The sequence below is a fragment of the Streptomyces sp. NPDC046805 genome (assembly GCF_040645355.1).
In the GTDB taxonomy this organism is placed as follows: domain Bacteria; phylum Actinomycetota; class Actinomycetes; order Streptomycetales; family Streptomycetaceae; genus Streptomyces.
Map to the genome: position 1 here is coordinate 116406 of NZ_JBEYYC010000017.1, position 14608 is coordinate 131013.

18 protein-coding genes are annotated in these 14608 nt (G+C 71.0%); 10 read left to right on the plus strand and 8 right to left on the minus strand.

Translation table 11 applies throughout. The features are described from left to right. Positions 1-3: 3 nt before the first annotated feature. Positions 4-363, minus strand: a complete 360-nt coding sequence (locus ABZ910_RS20105) for an NADH-quinone oxidoreductase subunit A (protein ID WP_007383963.1) — start codon at positions 361-363, stop codon at positions 4-6. Between the two features lie 735 nt (positions 364-1098). Here ABZ910_RS20105 and ABZ910_RS20110 point away from each other — a divergent pair. Next, positions 1099-1914: a C40 family peptidase gene (locus ABZ910_RS20110; RefSeq protein ID WP_361366568.1), complete on the plus strand. Its 816-nt coding sequence runs from the start codon at positions 1099-1101 to the stop codon at positions 1912-1914. Between the two features lie 239 nt (positions 1915-2153). Then, positions 2154-2783 (plus strand): peptide deformylase, encoded by a 630-nt coding sequence (gene def / locus ABZ910_RS20115; protein ID WP_361366571.1) that lies wholly within the window; start codon positions 2154-2156, stop codon positions 2781-2783. A 40-nt stretch (positions 2784-2823) separates the two neighbouring features. Here the strand turns inward: def and ABZ910_RS20120 are convergent, their stop codons facing one another. Beyond that, positions 2824-4158, minus strand: coding sequence for a geranylgeranyl reductase family protein (locus ABZ910_RS20120; protein ID WP_361366573.1), 1335 nt, complete (start codon positions 4156-4158; stop codon positions 2824-2826). A gap of 48 nt (positions 4159-4206) precedes the next feature. Between ABZ910_RS20120 and ABZ910_RS20125 the strand changes: the two genes are divergently transcribed. Beyond that, positions 4207-4725, plus strand: a complete 519-nt coding sequence (locus ABZ910_RS20125) for a GNAT family N-acetyltransferase (RefSeq protein ID WP_361366576.1) — start codon at positions 4207-4209, stop codon at positions 4723-4725. A gap of 146 nt (positions 4726-4871) precedes the next feature. Then, entirely contained in the window at positions 4872-5180 is a 309-nt protein-coding gene (locus tag ABZ910_RS20130; RefSeq protein ID WP_361366579.1) for a PASTA domain-containing protein, read from the plus strand. Between the two features lie 9 nt (positions 5181-5189). Here the strand turns inward: ABZ910_RS20130 and ABZ910_RS20135 are convergent, their stop codons facing one another. The 5 genes from ABZ910_RS20135 to ABZ910_RS20155 form a co-directional block, all read right to left on the minus strand. Next, positions 5190-5885: a demethylmenaquinone methyltransferase gene (locus tag ABZ910_RS20135; protein WP_361366582.1), complete on the minus strand. Its 696-nt coding sequence runs from the start codon at positions 5883-5885 to the stop codon at positions 5190-5192. A gap of 42 nt (positions 5886-5927) precedes the next feature. Further along, the gene (locus ABZ910_RS20140) at positions 5928-6527 is read right to left on the minus strand and encodes a hypothetical protein (RefSeq protein WP_361366585.1); all 600 of its coding nucleotides are present in this window, start codon (positions 6525-6527) and stop codon (positions 5928-5930) included. A gap of 7 nt (positions 6528-6534) precedes the next feature. Beyond that, positions 6535-7734, minus strand: coding sequence for a cyclic dehypoxanthinyl futalosine synthase (gene mqnC, locus ABZ910_RS20145; protein ID WP_361366588.1), 1200 nt, complete (start codon positions 7732-7734; stop codon positions 6535-6537). A 70-nt stretch (positions 7735-7804) separates the two neighbouring features. Then, positions 7805-8533, minus strand: coding sequence for an A24 family peptidase (locus ABZ910_RS20150; protein ID WP_361366590.1), 729 nt, complete (start codon positions 8531-8533; stop codon positions 7805-7807). A gap of 21 nt (positions 8534-8554) precedes the next feature. Next, complete coding sequence (locus tag ABZ910_RS20155) at positions 8555-9403, minus strand: menaquinone biosynthesis protein (protein ID WP_361366593.1); 849 nt, start codon at positions 9401-9403, stop codon at positions 8555-8557. 286 nt (positions 9404-9689) lie between these two features. Between ABZ910_RS20155 and ABZ910_RS20160 the strand changes: the two genes are divergently transcribed. Further along, positions 9690-9893, plus strand: a complete 204-nt coding sequence (locus ABZ910_RS20160) for a cold-shock protein (protein WP_003992177.1) — start codon at positions 9690-9692, stop codon at positions 9891-9893. Between the two features lie 173 nt (positions 9894-10066). Here ABZ910_RS20160 and ABZ910_RS20165 read toward each other — a convergent pair whose 3' ends face one another. Next, complete coding sequence (locus tag ABZ910_RS20165; RefSeq protein WP_361366596.1) at positions 10067-10639, minus strand: XRE family transcriptional regulator; 573 nt, start codon at positions 10637-10639, stop codon at positions 10067-10069. Positions 10640-10707: 68 nt separating this feature from the next. On the opposite strand from ABZ910_RS20165, the gene ABZ910_RS20170 reads away from it, so the two are divergent. The 5 genes from ABZ910_RS20170 (at position 10708) to ABZ910_RS20190 (ending at position 14582) form a co-directional block, all read left to right on the plus strand. Beyond that, positions 10708-11448: an AzlC family ABC transporter permease gene (locus ABZ910_RS20170; protein WP_361366599.1), complete on the plus strand. Its 741-nt coding sequence runs from the start codon at positions 10708-10710 to the stop codon at positions 11446-11448. Then, positions 11445-11759: an AzlD domain-containing protein gene (locus ABZ910_RS20175; RefSeq protein ID WP_361366602.1), complete on the plus strand. Its 315-nt coding sequence runs from the start codon at positions 11445-11447 to the stop codon at positions 11757-11759. The genes ABZ910_RS20170 and ABZ910_RS20175 overlap by 4 nt, the downstream gene beginning before the upstream one ends. A gap of 67 nt (positions 11760-11826) precedes the next feature. Next, on the plus strand, positions 11827-12486 hold the full coding sequence (locus tag ABZ910_RS20180; RefSeq protein WP_361366604.1) for a class I SAM-dependent methyltransferase: 660 nt from the start codon (positions 11827-11829) through the stop codon (positions 12484-12486). 119 nt (positions 12487-12605) lie between these two features. Continuing rightward, a complete protein-coding gene (locus ABZ910_RS20185) occupies positions 12606-13184 on the plus strand; it encodes a hypothetical protein (RefSeq protein WP_361366607.1) in 579 nt (192 codons plus the stop codon). 24 nt (positions 13185-13208) lie between these two features. Then, the gene (locus tag ABZ910_RS20190; RefSeq protein ID WP_361366610.1) at positions 13209-14582 is read left to right on the plus strand and encodes a peptidoglycan-binding domain-containing protein; all 1374 of its coding nucleotides are present in this window, start codon (positions 13209-13211) and stop codon (positions 14580-14582) included. Positions 14583-14608: the final 26 nt, after the last annotated feature.

The following is a 14608-nucleotide window of genomic DNA, read 5'->3' on the forward strand; positions in this document are numbered from 1 at the left end:
CCCTCAGTCCCATTCCAGGCCGCCGCGCCGCCACACGTACGCGTACGCGACGAAGACGGTGAGCACGAAGAGCAGCATCTCCACGAGCCCGAAAACACCCAGGGCGTCGAAGGTGACGGCCCAGGGGTAGAGGAAGACGATCTCGATGTCGAAGACGATGAAGAGCATCGCCGTCAGGTAGTACTTGATCGGGAAGCGGCCGCCACCGGCCGGCGTGGGTGTCGGCTCGATGCCGCACTCGTAGGCCTCGAGCTTGGCGCGGTTGTACCGCTTCGGCCCGATCAGCGTGGCCATGACCACGGAGAAGATCGCAAAGCCTGCCCCGAGGGCTCCCAGTACGAGGATGGGCGCATACGCGTTCACCGCTCCTCGCTCCTCTCAGTCGGCACTGACTGCTGGCGGTTGGTGCCGGGCTCACATCCGCCCCACCCGTCCCACGAGCCCCGCTCGCCACGGACGAAGATCGAGAACATGTGAAGCAGGTCACAAGCCCAACTGCCTCGCATCTTATGCCTGCCGCTCTGTGATCTGCGACACGGGGTATTACACAACCTTTGTGATCTCCACCACCTGACGAAGGATCATGAAGTCGGATGAGCGGTGATCTTCGCACGCGAAGTGTCCGAGCGATCACCAGAGGTGACATATTCGCTCGTCGTCGCAGGTCAGAGGGTGCGTCTCCATATCAAGATGCTTCCCTTGCATGCAAATTGGTGCTGGACCGAACGCGTTGATAGAGGAGCGCGTTCACACGTCAGGGGGAGGTGCGGGACGAGATGTGGACGCGTGCGCGCATTCACGAACTCGGGTACGCGCAGGACGCACCCCCAGAGGTGACCGTTCCGTGACGTCCACCACACATCTGAGAGTCCCTCAAGAAGCGGGCTTGGCCATCGACCCCGACCGGTGATAGGTCGGGGGCAATTCGGGCGTAATGATGAAAGAACGTGATCACGGGCGCGATTAACCGTGCCCGCAATGTCCGTTACGACGTCAATAAAGAGTGACACGCACGGGATTCACGGCGCCGATTGAACAACTGTGGCGCAGCACACGTTTCTTGAAGATATGGAGAAGCCCCTGATACCGGTTGTACCCATGTCCCACACCGCTCACATACGCAGCCACCGGAAGCCCCGCCGCAGCGCGTCGACCATCTCGATGCGGGCCGGAGTCGCCGGTGGCGTTCTCGGCACCCTGGCCGTCGTCGGGGCGTCCGGCGCGGCGAACGCTGCCGAGCCGGTGACGCAGACCATCGAACTGCCCACCCTGACCTCTGACATGGCCTCTCAGGTCGCCCAGTCCGCCGACGTCACCCAGCAGACCGCCGCGGACTACCGGCTGCGGGCCGAGCGCGACGCCGCCGCCGCGCAGGCCGCGAAGCAGGCCAGGGCCGACCTCGCCGACGCGCAGAAGAAGGCCGAGGCCAAGAAGAAGGCCGCTGAAGCCAAGAAGAAGGCTGCCGAGGCCGCCCGCCGGGCCGCCGCCGAGCGCGCCGCGCGCAGCGCCGATCGGCCCAGCCTGTCCGTGTCCGCGAGCACGGGCTCCAGCTCGTCCACGGGTTCGGCCGCCTCGATCGTCTCCTTCGTGAAGGCGCAGATCGGCGACGCCTACGTCTCCGGCGGCACCGGCCCCAGCTCCTGGGACTGCTCGGGCCTCGTTCAGGCCGCCTTCAAGCAGGTCGGCGTCAGCCTGCCGCGCGTCTCGCAGGACCAGTCGACGGCCGGCACCCAGGTCTCGCTGAACAACCTGAAGGCGGGCGACATCCTCTACTGGGGCAGCTCGGGCAGCGCCTACCACGTGGCGGTGTACGTCGGTGGCGGCATGTTCGTCGGCGCGCAGAACCCGTCCACCGGCGTGGTGGAGAAGCCGCTGTCGTACGACCCGCCGACCGGCGCGGTGCGCGTGCTCTGAGCACACCGGTACACAAGCACCCGGAAGGGGTCGCGGCCGCTCTGCGGCAGCGGCCCCTCGGGCGCGTTCCGGGGCCTTGATCCTGGCCGGAAAGCGTCTGCGCGAGTGCCCGACGTGTCCCTGTGACCGCTGAGCGAGTTCTGTTGTCATGGGACCCGGAGGGCGGGGAGGGCCTTCGACGGCCGGAAACCCGTCTGCTCCGCCACCCGCAGCATCCTCGCCATCACAAGGAGACAGCGATGCCACGTGTGTTCGTGCAAGGCGCCCCCGTCGACTCGTATCCGCCGCTCGCGCCCGAGGCCCGGCGCGGGTCGGTGCGCCGCATCACCGAGGCCGGTGAGGAGGTCCTGCACAAGCCGTGCCGGGACGTCACCGAGTTCGGGCCCGACCTCGCCGCGCTCATCGACGACATGTTCGTGACGATGTACGCCGCCGAGGGCGCCGGTCTCGCGGCGAACCAAGTCGGCGTCGATCTGCGGCTGTTCGTGTACGACTGCCCCGACGACGACGGCATCCGCCATGTCGGGCACATCGCCAACCCCGTGCTGGACCCACTGCCGCCGACCGCCCGGCGACTGCTCGACGAGGGCGAGGGGTGCCTGTCCGTGCCCGGTGCCGTGATGGACGTACCGCGGCCGGACCGGGCCGTCGTACGCGGGCAGGACAAGGACGGCCACCCGCTCGTCATCGAGGGGACGGGGTACTTCGCGCGCTGTCTCGCCCACGAGACCGACCACGTCCACGGGCATGTCTACCTGGACCGGCTCTCCCGCCGGGACCGCAAGGAGGCCCTGCGGCAGGTGGCGGTCCGGCGGGAGGACGTGTTCGCCCGCCGGACCGCCAGGGCCGAGGCGCTCGGCCGGTCCTAGCGCCGAGTCAGCGGGTAGGACCGGACGTCGAGCCGGCCGCTCAGGCCTTCGGGGCCACCTTGCTCAGCGCGTTGATGACGCGGTCCATCGCGTCGCCGCCCGTCGGGTCGGTGAGGTTCGCCAGGAGCTTCAGGACGAACTTCATCATCACCGGGTGGGTGAGGCCGCGCTGGGTGCCGATCTGCATGACCTTCTGGTTCGCGATGATCTTCACGAAGGCGCGGCCCAGCGTGTAGTAGCCGCCGTAGGTGTCCTTGAGGATGCGCGGGTAGTTCCGGAGCGCGAGTTCGCGCTGGGCCGGCGTGGCCCGCGCGAAGGCCTGGACGACGACGTCGGCGGCGATCTGGCCGGACTCCATGGCGTAGGCGATGCCCTCGCCGTTGAAGGGGTTCACCAGGCCGCCGGCGTCGCCGACGAGCAGCAGGCCCTTGGTGTAGTGCGGCTGGCGGTTGAAGGCCATGGGCAGGGCGGCGCCGCGGATCGGGCCGGTCATGTTCTCCGGGGTGTAGCCCCACTCCTCCGGCATCGAGGCGCACCAGGCCTTCAGGACCTCGCGCCAGTCCAGCTCCTTGAAGTCCGCGGAGGTGTTGAGCACGCCCAGGCCGACGTTCGACGTGCCGTCGCCCATGCCGAAGATCCAGCCGTAGCCGGGCAGCAGCCGCTTCTCGGAGCCGCGGCGGTCCCAGAGCTCCAGCCAGGACTCCAGATAGTCGTCGTCGTGGCGGGGGGACTCGAAGTACGTCCGTACGGCCACGCCCATCGGGCGGTCCTCGCGGCGGTGCAGGCCCATCGCGAGGGAGAGCCGCGTGGAGTTGCCGTCGGCGGCCACCACCAGAGGCGCGTGGAAGGTGACTTCGCGCTTCTCCACGCCCAGCTTGGCCGTGACACCGGTGATGCGGCCGGTACGGTCGTCGACGATCGGGCCGGAGACGTTGCAGCGCTCGTACAGCCGCGCGCCCGCCTTCTGGGCCTGGCGGGCCAGCTGCTCGTCGAAGTCGTCGCGCTTGCGGACGAGTCCGTAGTTCGGGAAGGAGGCGAGATCCGGCCAGTCCAGCTGCAGGCGGTTGCCGCCGCCGATGATGCGCAGGCCCTTGTTGCGCAGCCAGCCGGCCTCCTCGGAGATGTCGATGCCCATCGCCACGAGCTGCTTGACGGCGCGCGGGGTCAGGCCGTCGCCGCAGACCTTCTCCCGCGGGAACTCGGTCTTCTCCAGCAGGAGTACGTCGAGTCCGGACCTGGCGAGGTGGTACGCCGTCGTGGAGCCCGCAGGCCCCGCGCCCACGACGATCACATCTGCGGTGTTGTCGGCGAGTGGCTCGGTCACGACGGGATCTCCCCAAGGTTCGAAATCTGCGTGCCGACCGGCACTGGACATGTGCAGTCTATTCAGCAGAATTGATCAACCGGCTGAAGGGCTGCACTCGTGAACCGAGCTCTCCCCGAAATGCGGCTGCGCGTCCCCACCCACGAGGACGCCTTCGCGTGGCACCGGGTCTTCGCCGACCCGGACGTCATGGAGTTCCACGGCGGCAGGGCCGCGGAGTTGTCCGTGTACGAGGAGCTGACCGCCCGGCAGCGCCGGCACGACGCGGAATTCGGCTTCTGTCTGTGGTCCGTGCTGGACGCGTCCGGCGAGGTCGTGGGCTTCACGGGCGCGCAGCCGTGGGAGCGTGCCTGGGGCCCGACCGGCGAGATCGAGATCGGCTGGCGGCTCGGCCGGGCGCACTGGGGCAACGGGTACGTCACCGCGGCCGCGCGGGAGACCCTGGAGCGGCTGCGAGCGGCCGGTGTGAGCGGCGTCGTGGCGATGGTCGACGCACGCAACGAACGCTCCATCGCGGTCACCCGGCGCCTGGGCATGCGCCTCGCCGAGACGTTCACGACCCCGGAGACGGGGGACGGTACGAGGCGCCAGGGGCACTGCTACCGCCTCGACCTGTGAGGGCGGTCTTCCAGCGGCGGCCGTAACGGACAGTCGCCGACTGTCACAGAAAGACACCCGCCGCTTCCGGGCGCCGTACGCCGGGAGTTACCCTTCCCGTACCGCTGGGGGTGACATCTGTGCGCATAACACCCAAGACACCCGAAGTGCGCGTACCGCACCTGGTCGGCCTGATGGCCGTGGACGCGCGCGCGAGGGCCCAGGCTCAGGGCCTGCTCCTCGCCGCGCCGGACCGGCCGGACTTCCACCTCACCGTCGTCGACTACGTCGCACGCCAGTACCCCCAGCCCGGCGCCGAGGTGCCGCGGGAGTCCCTGGTGTACGTGTGGTTCGACCTCGGTGAGGGAGAGGGCGGCGGAGGCGTGCGCGAGCCGCGCGTGCCCAGGCCGCCCAGGGGCGGGATGCGGCGTGAACTCGACCGGCCCGGGGACGCGTTCGAGGCGATCAACGGGTGAGCCGGGGGCTCAGGCCTCCTTGAAGCCCCGGTGCAGGGCGACGATGCCGCCGCTGAGGTTGCGCCAGGCCACCTTCGACCAGCCCGCCTTCTGCAGCCGCTCGGCCAGCGCGGGCTGGTCGGGCCACGCGCGGATGGACTCGGCGAGGTAGACGTAGGCGTCGGGGCTGGAGGAGACCGCGCGTGCGACCGGCGGCAGCGCGCGCATCAGGTACTCGGTGTAGACGGTCCGGAAGGGCGTCCACGTCGGGTGCGAGAACTCGCAGATCACGACCCGGCCGCCGGGGCGGGTCACCCGGTACATCTCGCGCAGCGCCGCGTCCGTGTCCTGCACGTTGCGCAGGCCGAAGGAGATCGTCACCGCGTCGAAGGTGTCGTCCTTGAAGGGCAGCCGCGTCGCGTCGCCGGCGGTGAAGGGCAGCCAGGTGTTGCGCTTCTTGCCGACCTGGAGCATGCCGAGGGAGAAGTCGCAGGGGACGACGTAGGCGCCGGTCTGCGCGAAGGGCAGCGACGACGTCGCCGTGCCGGCCGCCAGGTCCAGGATCTTCTGCGCGGGGCGCGCGTCGACCGCCCGCGCGACCTCCTTGCGCCATCTCCTGTCCTGGCCGAGCGACAGGACGTCATTCGTCAGGTCGTACCGTTCCGCCACGTTGTCGAACATCGAGGCGACTTCGTGCGGCTGCTTGTCCAGGGATGCGCGGGTCACCCGCCCATTGTTGCAGCATCGGCCGACCGGACCGGCCGCGGCTCAGCGTCCGCGGTACACCAGTCGGCCGCCCAGCACGGTCGCCACGCAGGTGCCGGCGCCGCGGCGGACCAGTTCGGCACGGTCCGCGACGTCGAACACGGCGAAGCGGGCGGGCCCGCCCGGGGCGAGCCGCGGCAGCAGGATCAGCGGGGTCGGGGACAGCGACGCCGGGCCCGCAAGGCGGTCGGGCCGCAGCCCCATCGCGAGCCCGGCCCTGCGCACCGCGTCGACCACGGCCGGCGACCGCAGCTCTCCGGCCACCGCCACCGTGCCGTGCGCCAGCATCCGCTGCACCCCGCGTCGCGCGCTCGCGCCGAGGCGCGCGGGATCGCTGCGGAAGATCTCCCGCGCCCGCGCCCCGACGATGGGCTCGGTGCCGAGCACGTCGGCCTCGCGCGGGTCGGGGTGGTAGGTGGCCTCCAGCAGCTCCGGGCCGTACGGGTTCAGCAACCCCGGGGTGAGGATGCCGGGCCAGCGCCGCACCCTCGCCCGGGGCTCGGCGGCGACCAGTTCCTCGTACGGGCCGACGGCGGCGAGGGACGCGCCGTCGACCAGAACAGCCGTCTCGGGAGACCGCTCGGCGAGGTGAAGTGTCAGCACGGCGGCCCTAGTTGGACGTCAGCAGCTTCAGCTCGGGGTGCGCCGTACCGCCCTCGATCGCCGTCGAGGAGATGTGCGACACGACCCGCTCGTCGACGGGGTCGTTCGCCGGGTCGTCGTGCACGACGAGGTGCTCGTACGTCGTCGCACGCTGAGCCGGGGTGCGCCCCGCCTTGCGGATCAGGTCGATGATCTCCAGCCGGTTGGAGCGGTGCTTGGCACCGGCGGAGGACACGACGTTCTCCTCCAGCATGATCGAGCCGAGGTCGTCGGCGCCGTAGTGCAGGGAGAGTTGGCCCACCTCCTTGCCCGTGGTCAGCCAGGAGCCCTGGATGTGCTGGACGTTGTCGAGGAAGAGGCGGGCGATCGCGATCATCCGCAGGTACTCGAACAGCGTGGCCTGCGTGCGGCCCTTCAGGTGGTTGTTCTCGGGCTGGTAGGTGTACGGGATGAAGGCGCGGAAGCCGCCCGTACGGTCCTGCACGTCCCGGATCATCCGCAGGTGCTCGATGCGCTCGGCGTTGGTCTCGCCCGTTCCCATGAGCATGGTCGAGGTGGACTCGACGCCGAGCTTGTGCGCGATCTCCATGATCTCCAGCCAGCGCTCGCCGCTCTCCTTGAGCGGGGCGATGGCCTTGCGCGGCCGCTCGGGCAGGAGCTCGGCGCCGGCGCCGGCGAAGGAGTCGAGGCCGGCCGCGTGGATGCGGGTGATGGCCTCCTCGACCGACACCTTCGAGATCCGGGCCATGTGCTCGACCTCGCTCGCCCCCAGGCTGTGGATGACGAGCTCGGGGAACTCCTTCTTGATGGCGGCGAAGTGCTTCTCGTAGTACTCGACGCCGTAGTCCGGGTGGTGGCCGCCCTGGAACATGATCTGGGTGCCGCCGAGTTCGACGGTCTCCGCGCAGCGGCGCAGGATGTCGTCCAGATCCCGCGTCCAGCCCTTGGCGGTGTCCTTCGGCGCGGCGTAGAAGGCGCAGAACTTGCACGCCGTGACGCACACGTTCGTGTAGTTGATGTTGCGCTCGATGATGTACGTCGCGATGTGCTCGACGCCCGCGTACTTGCGGCGGCGTACGGCGTCGGCGGCCGCCCCGAGCGCGTGCAGCGGGGCGTCGCGGTAGAGGTCGAGCGCCTCTTCGGGGGTGATGCGTCCACCCGCCGCGGCACGGTCGAGCACGGACTGCAGGTCGGCCTTCTCGGTCACCGGGGCGTCCCTTTCGTCGGGTTGTGGACAGACCGAACCAGCCTACGCCAGCGCCCGGGTACCCCCGACCTCAGGCGGCGTACGCGCCGATCAGGACACCCGCGAAGGCGCCGGCGACGAGGAACGGCCCGAACGGGATCGCCGATGTGCGCCCCGCCCGCCGGGCGACGACGAGGGCCCCGCCGTACAGCGCTCCCAACAGGAAGCCCGCGAAGGCGCCGAGCAGGACGGTGGCCCACCCGTACCAGCCGAGGACGGCCCCCATCCCGAGCGCCAGCTTCACGTCACCGAAGCCCATGCCGCCGGGGTTGACGAGGAACAGCACGAGGTAGCCGCCGCCGAGCGCGAGGGCGCCGTACAGCGCGGTGAGCCAGTGCCCGGCATGCTCGGGTACGAGGGCGGCCAGGGCCAGGAGGCCGAGAGTGACGCCCGCGAGGGGCAGCGTCAGCGGGTCCGGCAGCCGCCGTACCCGGATGTCCACGACCGTCAGCAGCACCCCGACGGGCGCGAGGAGCAGCCACACGCCCAACTCGGGCCGGGTACCGGTGGCGAGGGCGAGGGCGGCGCAGACGAGGGCGGTGGCGAGGGAGAGCAGCGGGACACCGGGGCCGTACGACGGCTCGGGGCACCGCCCGCACCACCCCCGCCCGATCCATCCCGGGACCGGATGGCCGCCCGGGCAGGCGTCCCGCCACGGCTCCCCCGACGGGACGGAGAAGCGGTAGGCCGCCCGGGGCAGCAGGGCGCCGGCCACCGCGCCCCACAGCGCGGCGGCGGCGACCAGCGGCAGGTCACTCATCCCCCTCCCCCCTCCTGCGCCTTACGGCTTCAGCAGATCCACCGTCACATCCGCCGGGAAGCCGGTCGTCGGGCCCACCCGGCGGGCGAACTCCGCGACGGCCGCCAACTGCGGCCGGCCGAACCGGAAGTCGAGGGTCGTGAAGTACTGCTCCAGGACCCGCTCGTCGAAGGCCTCCCAGCGGGAAGCCTGTTCGGCGACCTTGCCGACCTCCTCCAGGGAGAGATTGCGGGAGGACAGGAACGCCTCGTGCACCTGACGGGTGATCACCGGCTCACGCTCCACGTACTCGCGCCGCGCCGCCCACACCGCGAAGACGAACGGCAGCCCCGTCCACTCCTTCCACAGCGTGCCGAGATCGTGTACCTCCAGCCCGTAGCGCGGGCCGTCGAGCAGGTTGGCCCGCAGCGCCGCGTCCCCGATGAGGACCGCCGCGTCCGCCTCCTGCATCATCAGGCTCAGGTCGGGCGGGCACCGGTAGTAGTCCGGCTGTACGCCGAAGCGCTCGGCCAGCAGCAGCTGGGCGAGGCGTACCGAGGTGCGCGAGGTCGAGCCGAGGGCGACGCGGGCGCCGTCCAGCCGGTCCAGCGGAACCTGCGAAACGATCACGCAGGACATGACCGGGCCGTCGCAGCCCACCGCGATGTCGGGAAAGGCGACCAGGTCGTCCGCATTCCGGAGGAACTCGACGAGCGTGATGGGCCCGATGTCGAGATCCCCCCGCACCAACTGCTCGCTGAGCTTCTCCGGGGTGTCCTTGGTCAACTCGAAGTCGAGGAGGGTGCCGGTTCTCGCGAGCCCCCAGTACAGGGGCAGGCAGTTGAGGAACTGGATGTGGCCGACGCGCGGCCGGGTGCGAGAAATGTCCACATCGCGAGACTAGACCCCGTGGAGTACGGTGCCGGGACCGACCCCGCCGTCAACTCACTCACCGGGACGTTCAAACATCCGGGTGACGTGATCTTGACCGCTATTGCTTTCGGCTGTCCGCATGCTAGGCTCGCCGCAAGTTGCAGTTTGGTTTCCCTTGCAGTACAGAGCCTGCGGAGCATGTGACCGCGGGCTCTCGTCGTTTTCAGACATATGCAGTTGTGCGGCTTTGTTTCACACTTGCAGGTTCTGGAGCAGGGCAACCCTTTGGGCCCAAGGAGGGCTTATGGCTACCGGAACCGTGAAGTGGTTCAACGCCGAAAAGGGCTTTGGCTTCATCGCCCAGGAAGGCGGCGGCCCGGACGTCTTCGTTCACTACTCCGCGATCAACGCCTCTGGCTTCCGCTCCCTCGAGGAGAACCAGCAGGTGAGCTTCGACGTCACGCAGGGTCCGAAGGGCCCGCAGGCGGAGAACGTCACGCCGGTCTGATCGCAGACTGAAGCAGTACCCAAGGAGCCCCGCGCCATCCGGCGACGGGGCTCCTGCCTTTTGTTCCGCACCACCATTCGGTGAATTCTCCCGGAACAGTTCGCGCGATCCTTTCCGCGCGATTCCGTGCGCGATTCCGCGCCTCGCACGCGCCGGCCGCGCGACCGATCGGCTCACACGTGCTGCATGACGAGCACGAAGGTCGTGCCGGGTGCCAGCGCCTCGTACAAGTGCGGCACATCCCCGCGATACGTCAGGTAATCCCCCGGTCCGAGTTCGACCGTCTCCCCGCGCGGGCCGGCCTTCACCTTGCCGGTGCTCACGATCAGATGCTCGACCGTCCCCGGAATATGTGGTTCCGATTCCCGGGCCGCCCCCGGCTCCGCCCGCAGGTGGTAGATGTCGCGCCGGGCGCCCGGCGGGCTCGCCGACAGCAGAGTGGCGACGTAGTTGGCCTGTTCCGAGGCGACCGTCGCGCCCTCGCCCGCGCGGATCACCCGCACCGTCGACGCGGGCGGCTCGACCAGCACGCTGAACGGCACACCGAGGGCCACTCCCAGCGCCCAGATCGTCTCCATGCTCGGATTCCCGCTGCCCGCCTCCAGTTGCGACAGCGTGGACTTCGCGATGCCGGCCCGCTTGGCCAGCTCGGACAGGGACAGACCGGCACGGGTGCGCTCGCGCTTCAGGGACGCGGCGATCCAGTCGAGGGGGAGCCGGGAGGGCGGGGGCACGGCGTCGGACATGTCGTTCGCTCCATCGGTACGATCGTTCGCCTTGACGAACCAGGCGGTTGGTGTTCATTGTAGAAAACATGCGTTCGCTACTCCGAACACCGCTGGTGAGCGACACGGCCCGCCCGCTGGTCCGCGACAGCTCGCTCGTCTGGCTGGCCTGCGCCGTCGTCGGCGTGTCCTTCGGCGCCGTGTCCGTGGCGGGCGGGCTGCCGGTGTGGGTTCCGGTGCTGATGTCGGTGCTGGTGTACGCGGGCTCGGCCCAGTTCAGCGCGGTCGGCGTCCTCATCGCCGGGGGCGGCCCGCTGGCCGCGGCGGCCACCGGCCTGCTCCTCAACACCCGTACGGCCGCCTTCAGTCTGGCGGTGGCCGAGATCCTCGGCCCCGGCCGGGCGGCGCGCTTCCTGGGCGCCCACCTGGTGACCGACGAGACCGTCGCCTTCGCTCTCGCCCAGCCGGATCCCCTGCGGCGCCGGGTCGCCTTCTGGGTCTCCGGACTCGGCCTGTTCGCCGCGTGGAACGCCGGGGTGCTGTGCGGGGCCTTCGCGGGAAGCGCGCTCGGCGACACGGCGACGTACGGGCTCGACGCCGCCTTCCCGGCCGTCCTCGTGGCCCTGGTACTGCCCGCCCTGCGCACGGACGGCGGCGTCCGGCGGTCCGCGCTGCTCGGTGCGGTGGTGGCGCTGGCGGCGACGCCCTTCGTGCCGGCCGGGGTGCCGGTGCTGGCGGCGCTCGGCGGCCTGCTCCTCCACGGACGCGGCGGGCGGCCCGGCGAGAAGGCCGACGGTGGGAGCGCGGCACGCGAGGAGGGTGCCGTATGAGCGCGACCGTGGCCGTGATCCTGGCGCTGGCCGTCGGGACGTACGCCTTCCGGCTGGTGGGGCCCATGCTGCACGGTCGGCTGGACGTCCCGGCCCGCGTGCAGGAGTTGGCGTCGGCCGGGGCGGTCGTCCTGCTCGTGGCGCTGCTGGCGACCGGTGCGCTGACCCAGGGCGGGGGCTTCGCGGGCTGGGCCCGTCCGGCCGGGGTGCTGGTCGGCGGCGTACTGGCGTGGAGGCGGGCACCGTTCGCGGTGGTGGTGTTGGGGGCGGCGGGGACCACGGCGCTGGCGCGGATGGCGGGTGCGGCGTGAACGGCCGCTGCCGCTGGTGGTGTTGGGCCGGGCGGTCTGTCCGTGGCCCCCGCTACGGTCTGCGGCCATGACCGACGCCGAGTTCCTCACCGCCACCCGCTCCTTCTACGACGCCGTCGCCGACGACTACGCCGACCGCTTCCGGGACGATCTCACCGCCAGGCCGCTGGAGCGGGCCGTGCTCGGTACGTTCGCCGCACTCGTCGGTGACGGCACGGTGGCCGATCTCGGGTGCGGGCCGGGCCGCACCACCGCGCGCCTCGCCTCGCTCGGCCTGTCGGTGTTCGGGCTCGACCTGTCGGCGTCGATGCTGGCGATCGCCCGGCGCGAGAACCCCGACCTGCGGTTCGAGCAGGGCTCGATGCTGGATCTGGACCTCCCGGACGGCGGGCTGGCCGGGGTGCTCTGCTGGTACTCCTCCATCCACACCCCGGTGGAACGACTGCCCGGCCTCTTCGCGGAGTTCCACCGGGTCCTCGCGCCCGGCGGCACCCTCCTGCTCGGCTTCCAGGTAGGCGACGCACCGCGCCGCTACGACAACCCGTGGGGCCACGCCGTCTCCCTGGACTTCCTGCGACGCCGGCCGGAGGACATGGCACGGCTGCTGACCGAGGCCGGTTTCGCCCTCTACTCCCGCACCGTGCGCGAACCGGACGAGGCGCTCGGGGAGTCGGTCCCCCAGGCCTTCCTGCTCGCCCGGCGCCCCGGAACGCCGAGCGCTTCGTGAAGCCGAACGGTTCTTGACGGCTTCTTCATGGGAACTTCAAAGGCTCCTCCCTACAGTCGTCGCCACCCGGCCGGGGAGGGCGGGGTGACAACGACTGCAGGGGGAGTCCGATGGCCCGGATGACGACGAGTGCGCGGCCACGCGGCGCGGCCCGGATGTGGCTGGCCGGGCTGGCGTCGGTGGTGGCGCTGACGGTGGCCGGGTGCGGCGACGGGAACGGCGACGAGGTCGCCTCCGCGGGCAAGGCCACGGCCGGAAGCGGCGCCCACGGCGGTGCGAGCGAACTGACCGACTACATCGAGGCGCAGCGCAAGTGGGTCGGATGCCTGCGCGGCGAGGGACTCGACGCGCCCGACCCGGACGCACAGGGCCGGGTCGACCTCGGCGACCAGTCCAAGTGGAAGCGCGACCCCAAGGCGCTCAAGGCGCAGGAGAAGTGCGCGAAGCTCAGCGTGCCCGTCCCGCAGAGCGTCGAGAAGGCGCAGCGGCCCGAGCTGTCGGCGGCCGAGAAGAAGAAGAACGAGCAGTACGCGCGCTGTATGCAGGAGCACGGCGCTCCCGACTTCCCGGACACCGGCCCGGACGGCCATTTCATGGACGTCACCTGGGACTCGACGTCGGCGGGGGCCAAGCGGGCGACGCGCCAGTGCGCGTCGATCATCGGCGTCCCGACCGACGCGCCCCCGGCCAAGGGCTGACGGGACGGAACGACGGTGGACGTCATGAACGACGCCGGCCGGGAGCGCACCGCGGGGCACGACGGCCCCGCGGCCCCCGGTGACGACTACGGCGACAGCTACGAGGACAGCCTCCGCCCGGGCAGGCGCCGCCGCGGCCCGCTGTTCGTCGCGGGCGGTTTCCTGCTGGTGACGGTGGTCGGCGTGGTCGGCGCCCTCGGCCTGGGCGGAGGCGGCTCGGACGACGCCGGGGCCCCGGGCCGCAGCAGCCGGGTCGTCCGGGTCACCCGGGACACGCTGACCGACCAGACCGAGGTGGACGGCGAGCTCGGCCACGGCCCCGAAGTGCCGTTCCCGGTGAAGGCGGAGGGCACGGTGACCTGGCTCCCGGCCACGGGCAGGACCGTACGGCGCGGCGAGGCCGTGCTGCGGGTCGACGACCGGCCGGTGGTGCTGCTGTACGGGAGCCTGCCCATGTACCGGGAGCTGGGAATCACCCGGGAATCCCCGCAACCGCGGGACGCGAACCCGGCGGAAGAATCGGCGAGTTCGAGTGCCAAGGGGGAAGCGGACACGGAATCGGCGCCCCCGCAGCCGACCCGACGGGCGGCGGCCCCGAGGCCCCTGCACGGCATGGACGTCAAGCAGTTCGAGGCCAATCTCAGCGCCCTCGGATACTCGGGCTTCACCGTCGACGAGACGTACACCGAACTGACCGCGAACGCGGTCAAGCGCTGGCAGAAGGACCTGGGGCTGCCGCAGACCGGCCGGGTCGGCATCGGTGACGTCGTCTACGCGCCCGGTGCGGTGCGCGTCGCGGGCACGAGCGCCCGGATCGGCGACAGCCCCGGCGGCAGCCCGGTGAGCTACACCAGCACCTCGCGCATGGTCACCGTGAACGCCCGGGCCGACGACACGAACTGGGCGCAGCGCGGCAACAAAGTCACCGTGGATCTGCCGGACGGGCATTCGATCAAGGGCACGGTGGCCAGCCTGGGCACGGACGCGAGCGCGGCCGAGGGCGGAGGCGGTGGCACGGAGGGCGGCGACGCCGGGTCCAACGCGGGCTCGGGGGACGGCGGGACCGGGCCCGGGTCCGGAGGCAAGTCCGCCACCGTCTCCGTCGTGATCGTCTTCGCCGACCGGGACGCGCTGGGCCGGCTGCAGAGCGGCCCGGTCGGCGTCCGCTATGTGACCAGGCAGCGCAAGGACGTGCTGACCGTCCCGGTCGCCGCGCTGACCGCGCTCGCCGAGGGCGGCTACGGCCTCGAACTCGCCCCGGCCGAGCACCGAGGCGGCGACGGGGCCGACGGATCGGGCACGTACGTCCCCGTGAAGACCGGCCTGTTCGCGGACGGCAAGGTCGAGGTGAGCGGCCCCCGGGTGCACGAGGGCATGAAAGTGAGAATCCCCAAGTGACCCGGATGACCCGAGGAGCCAACGGG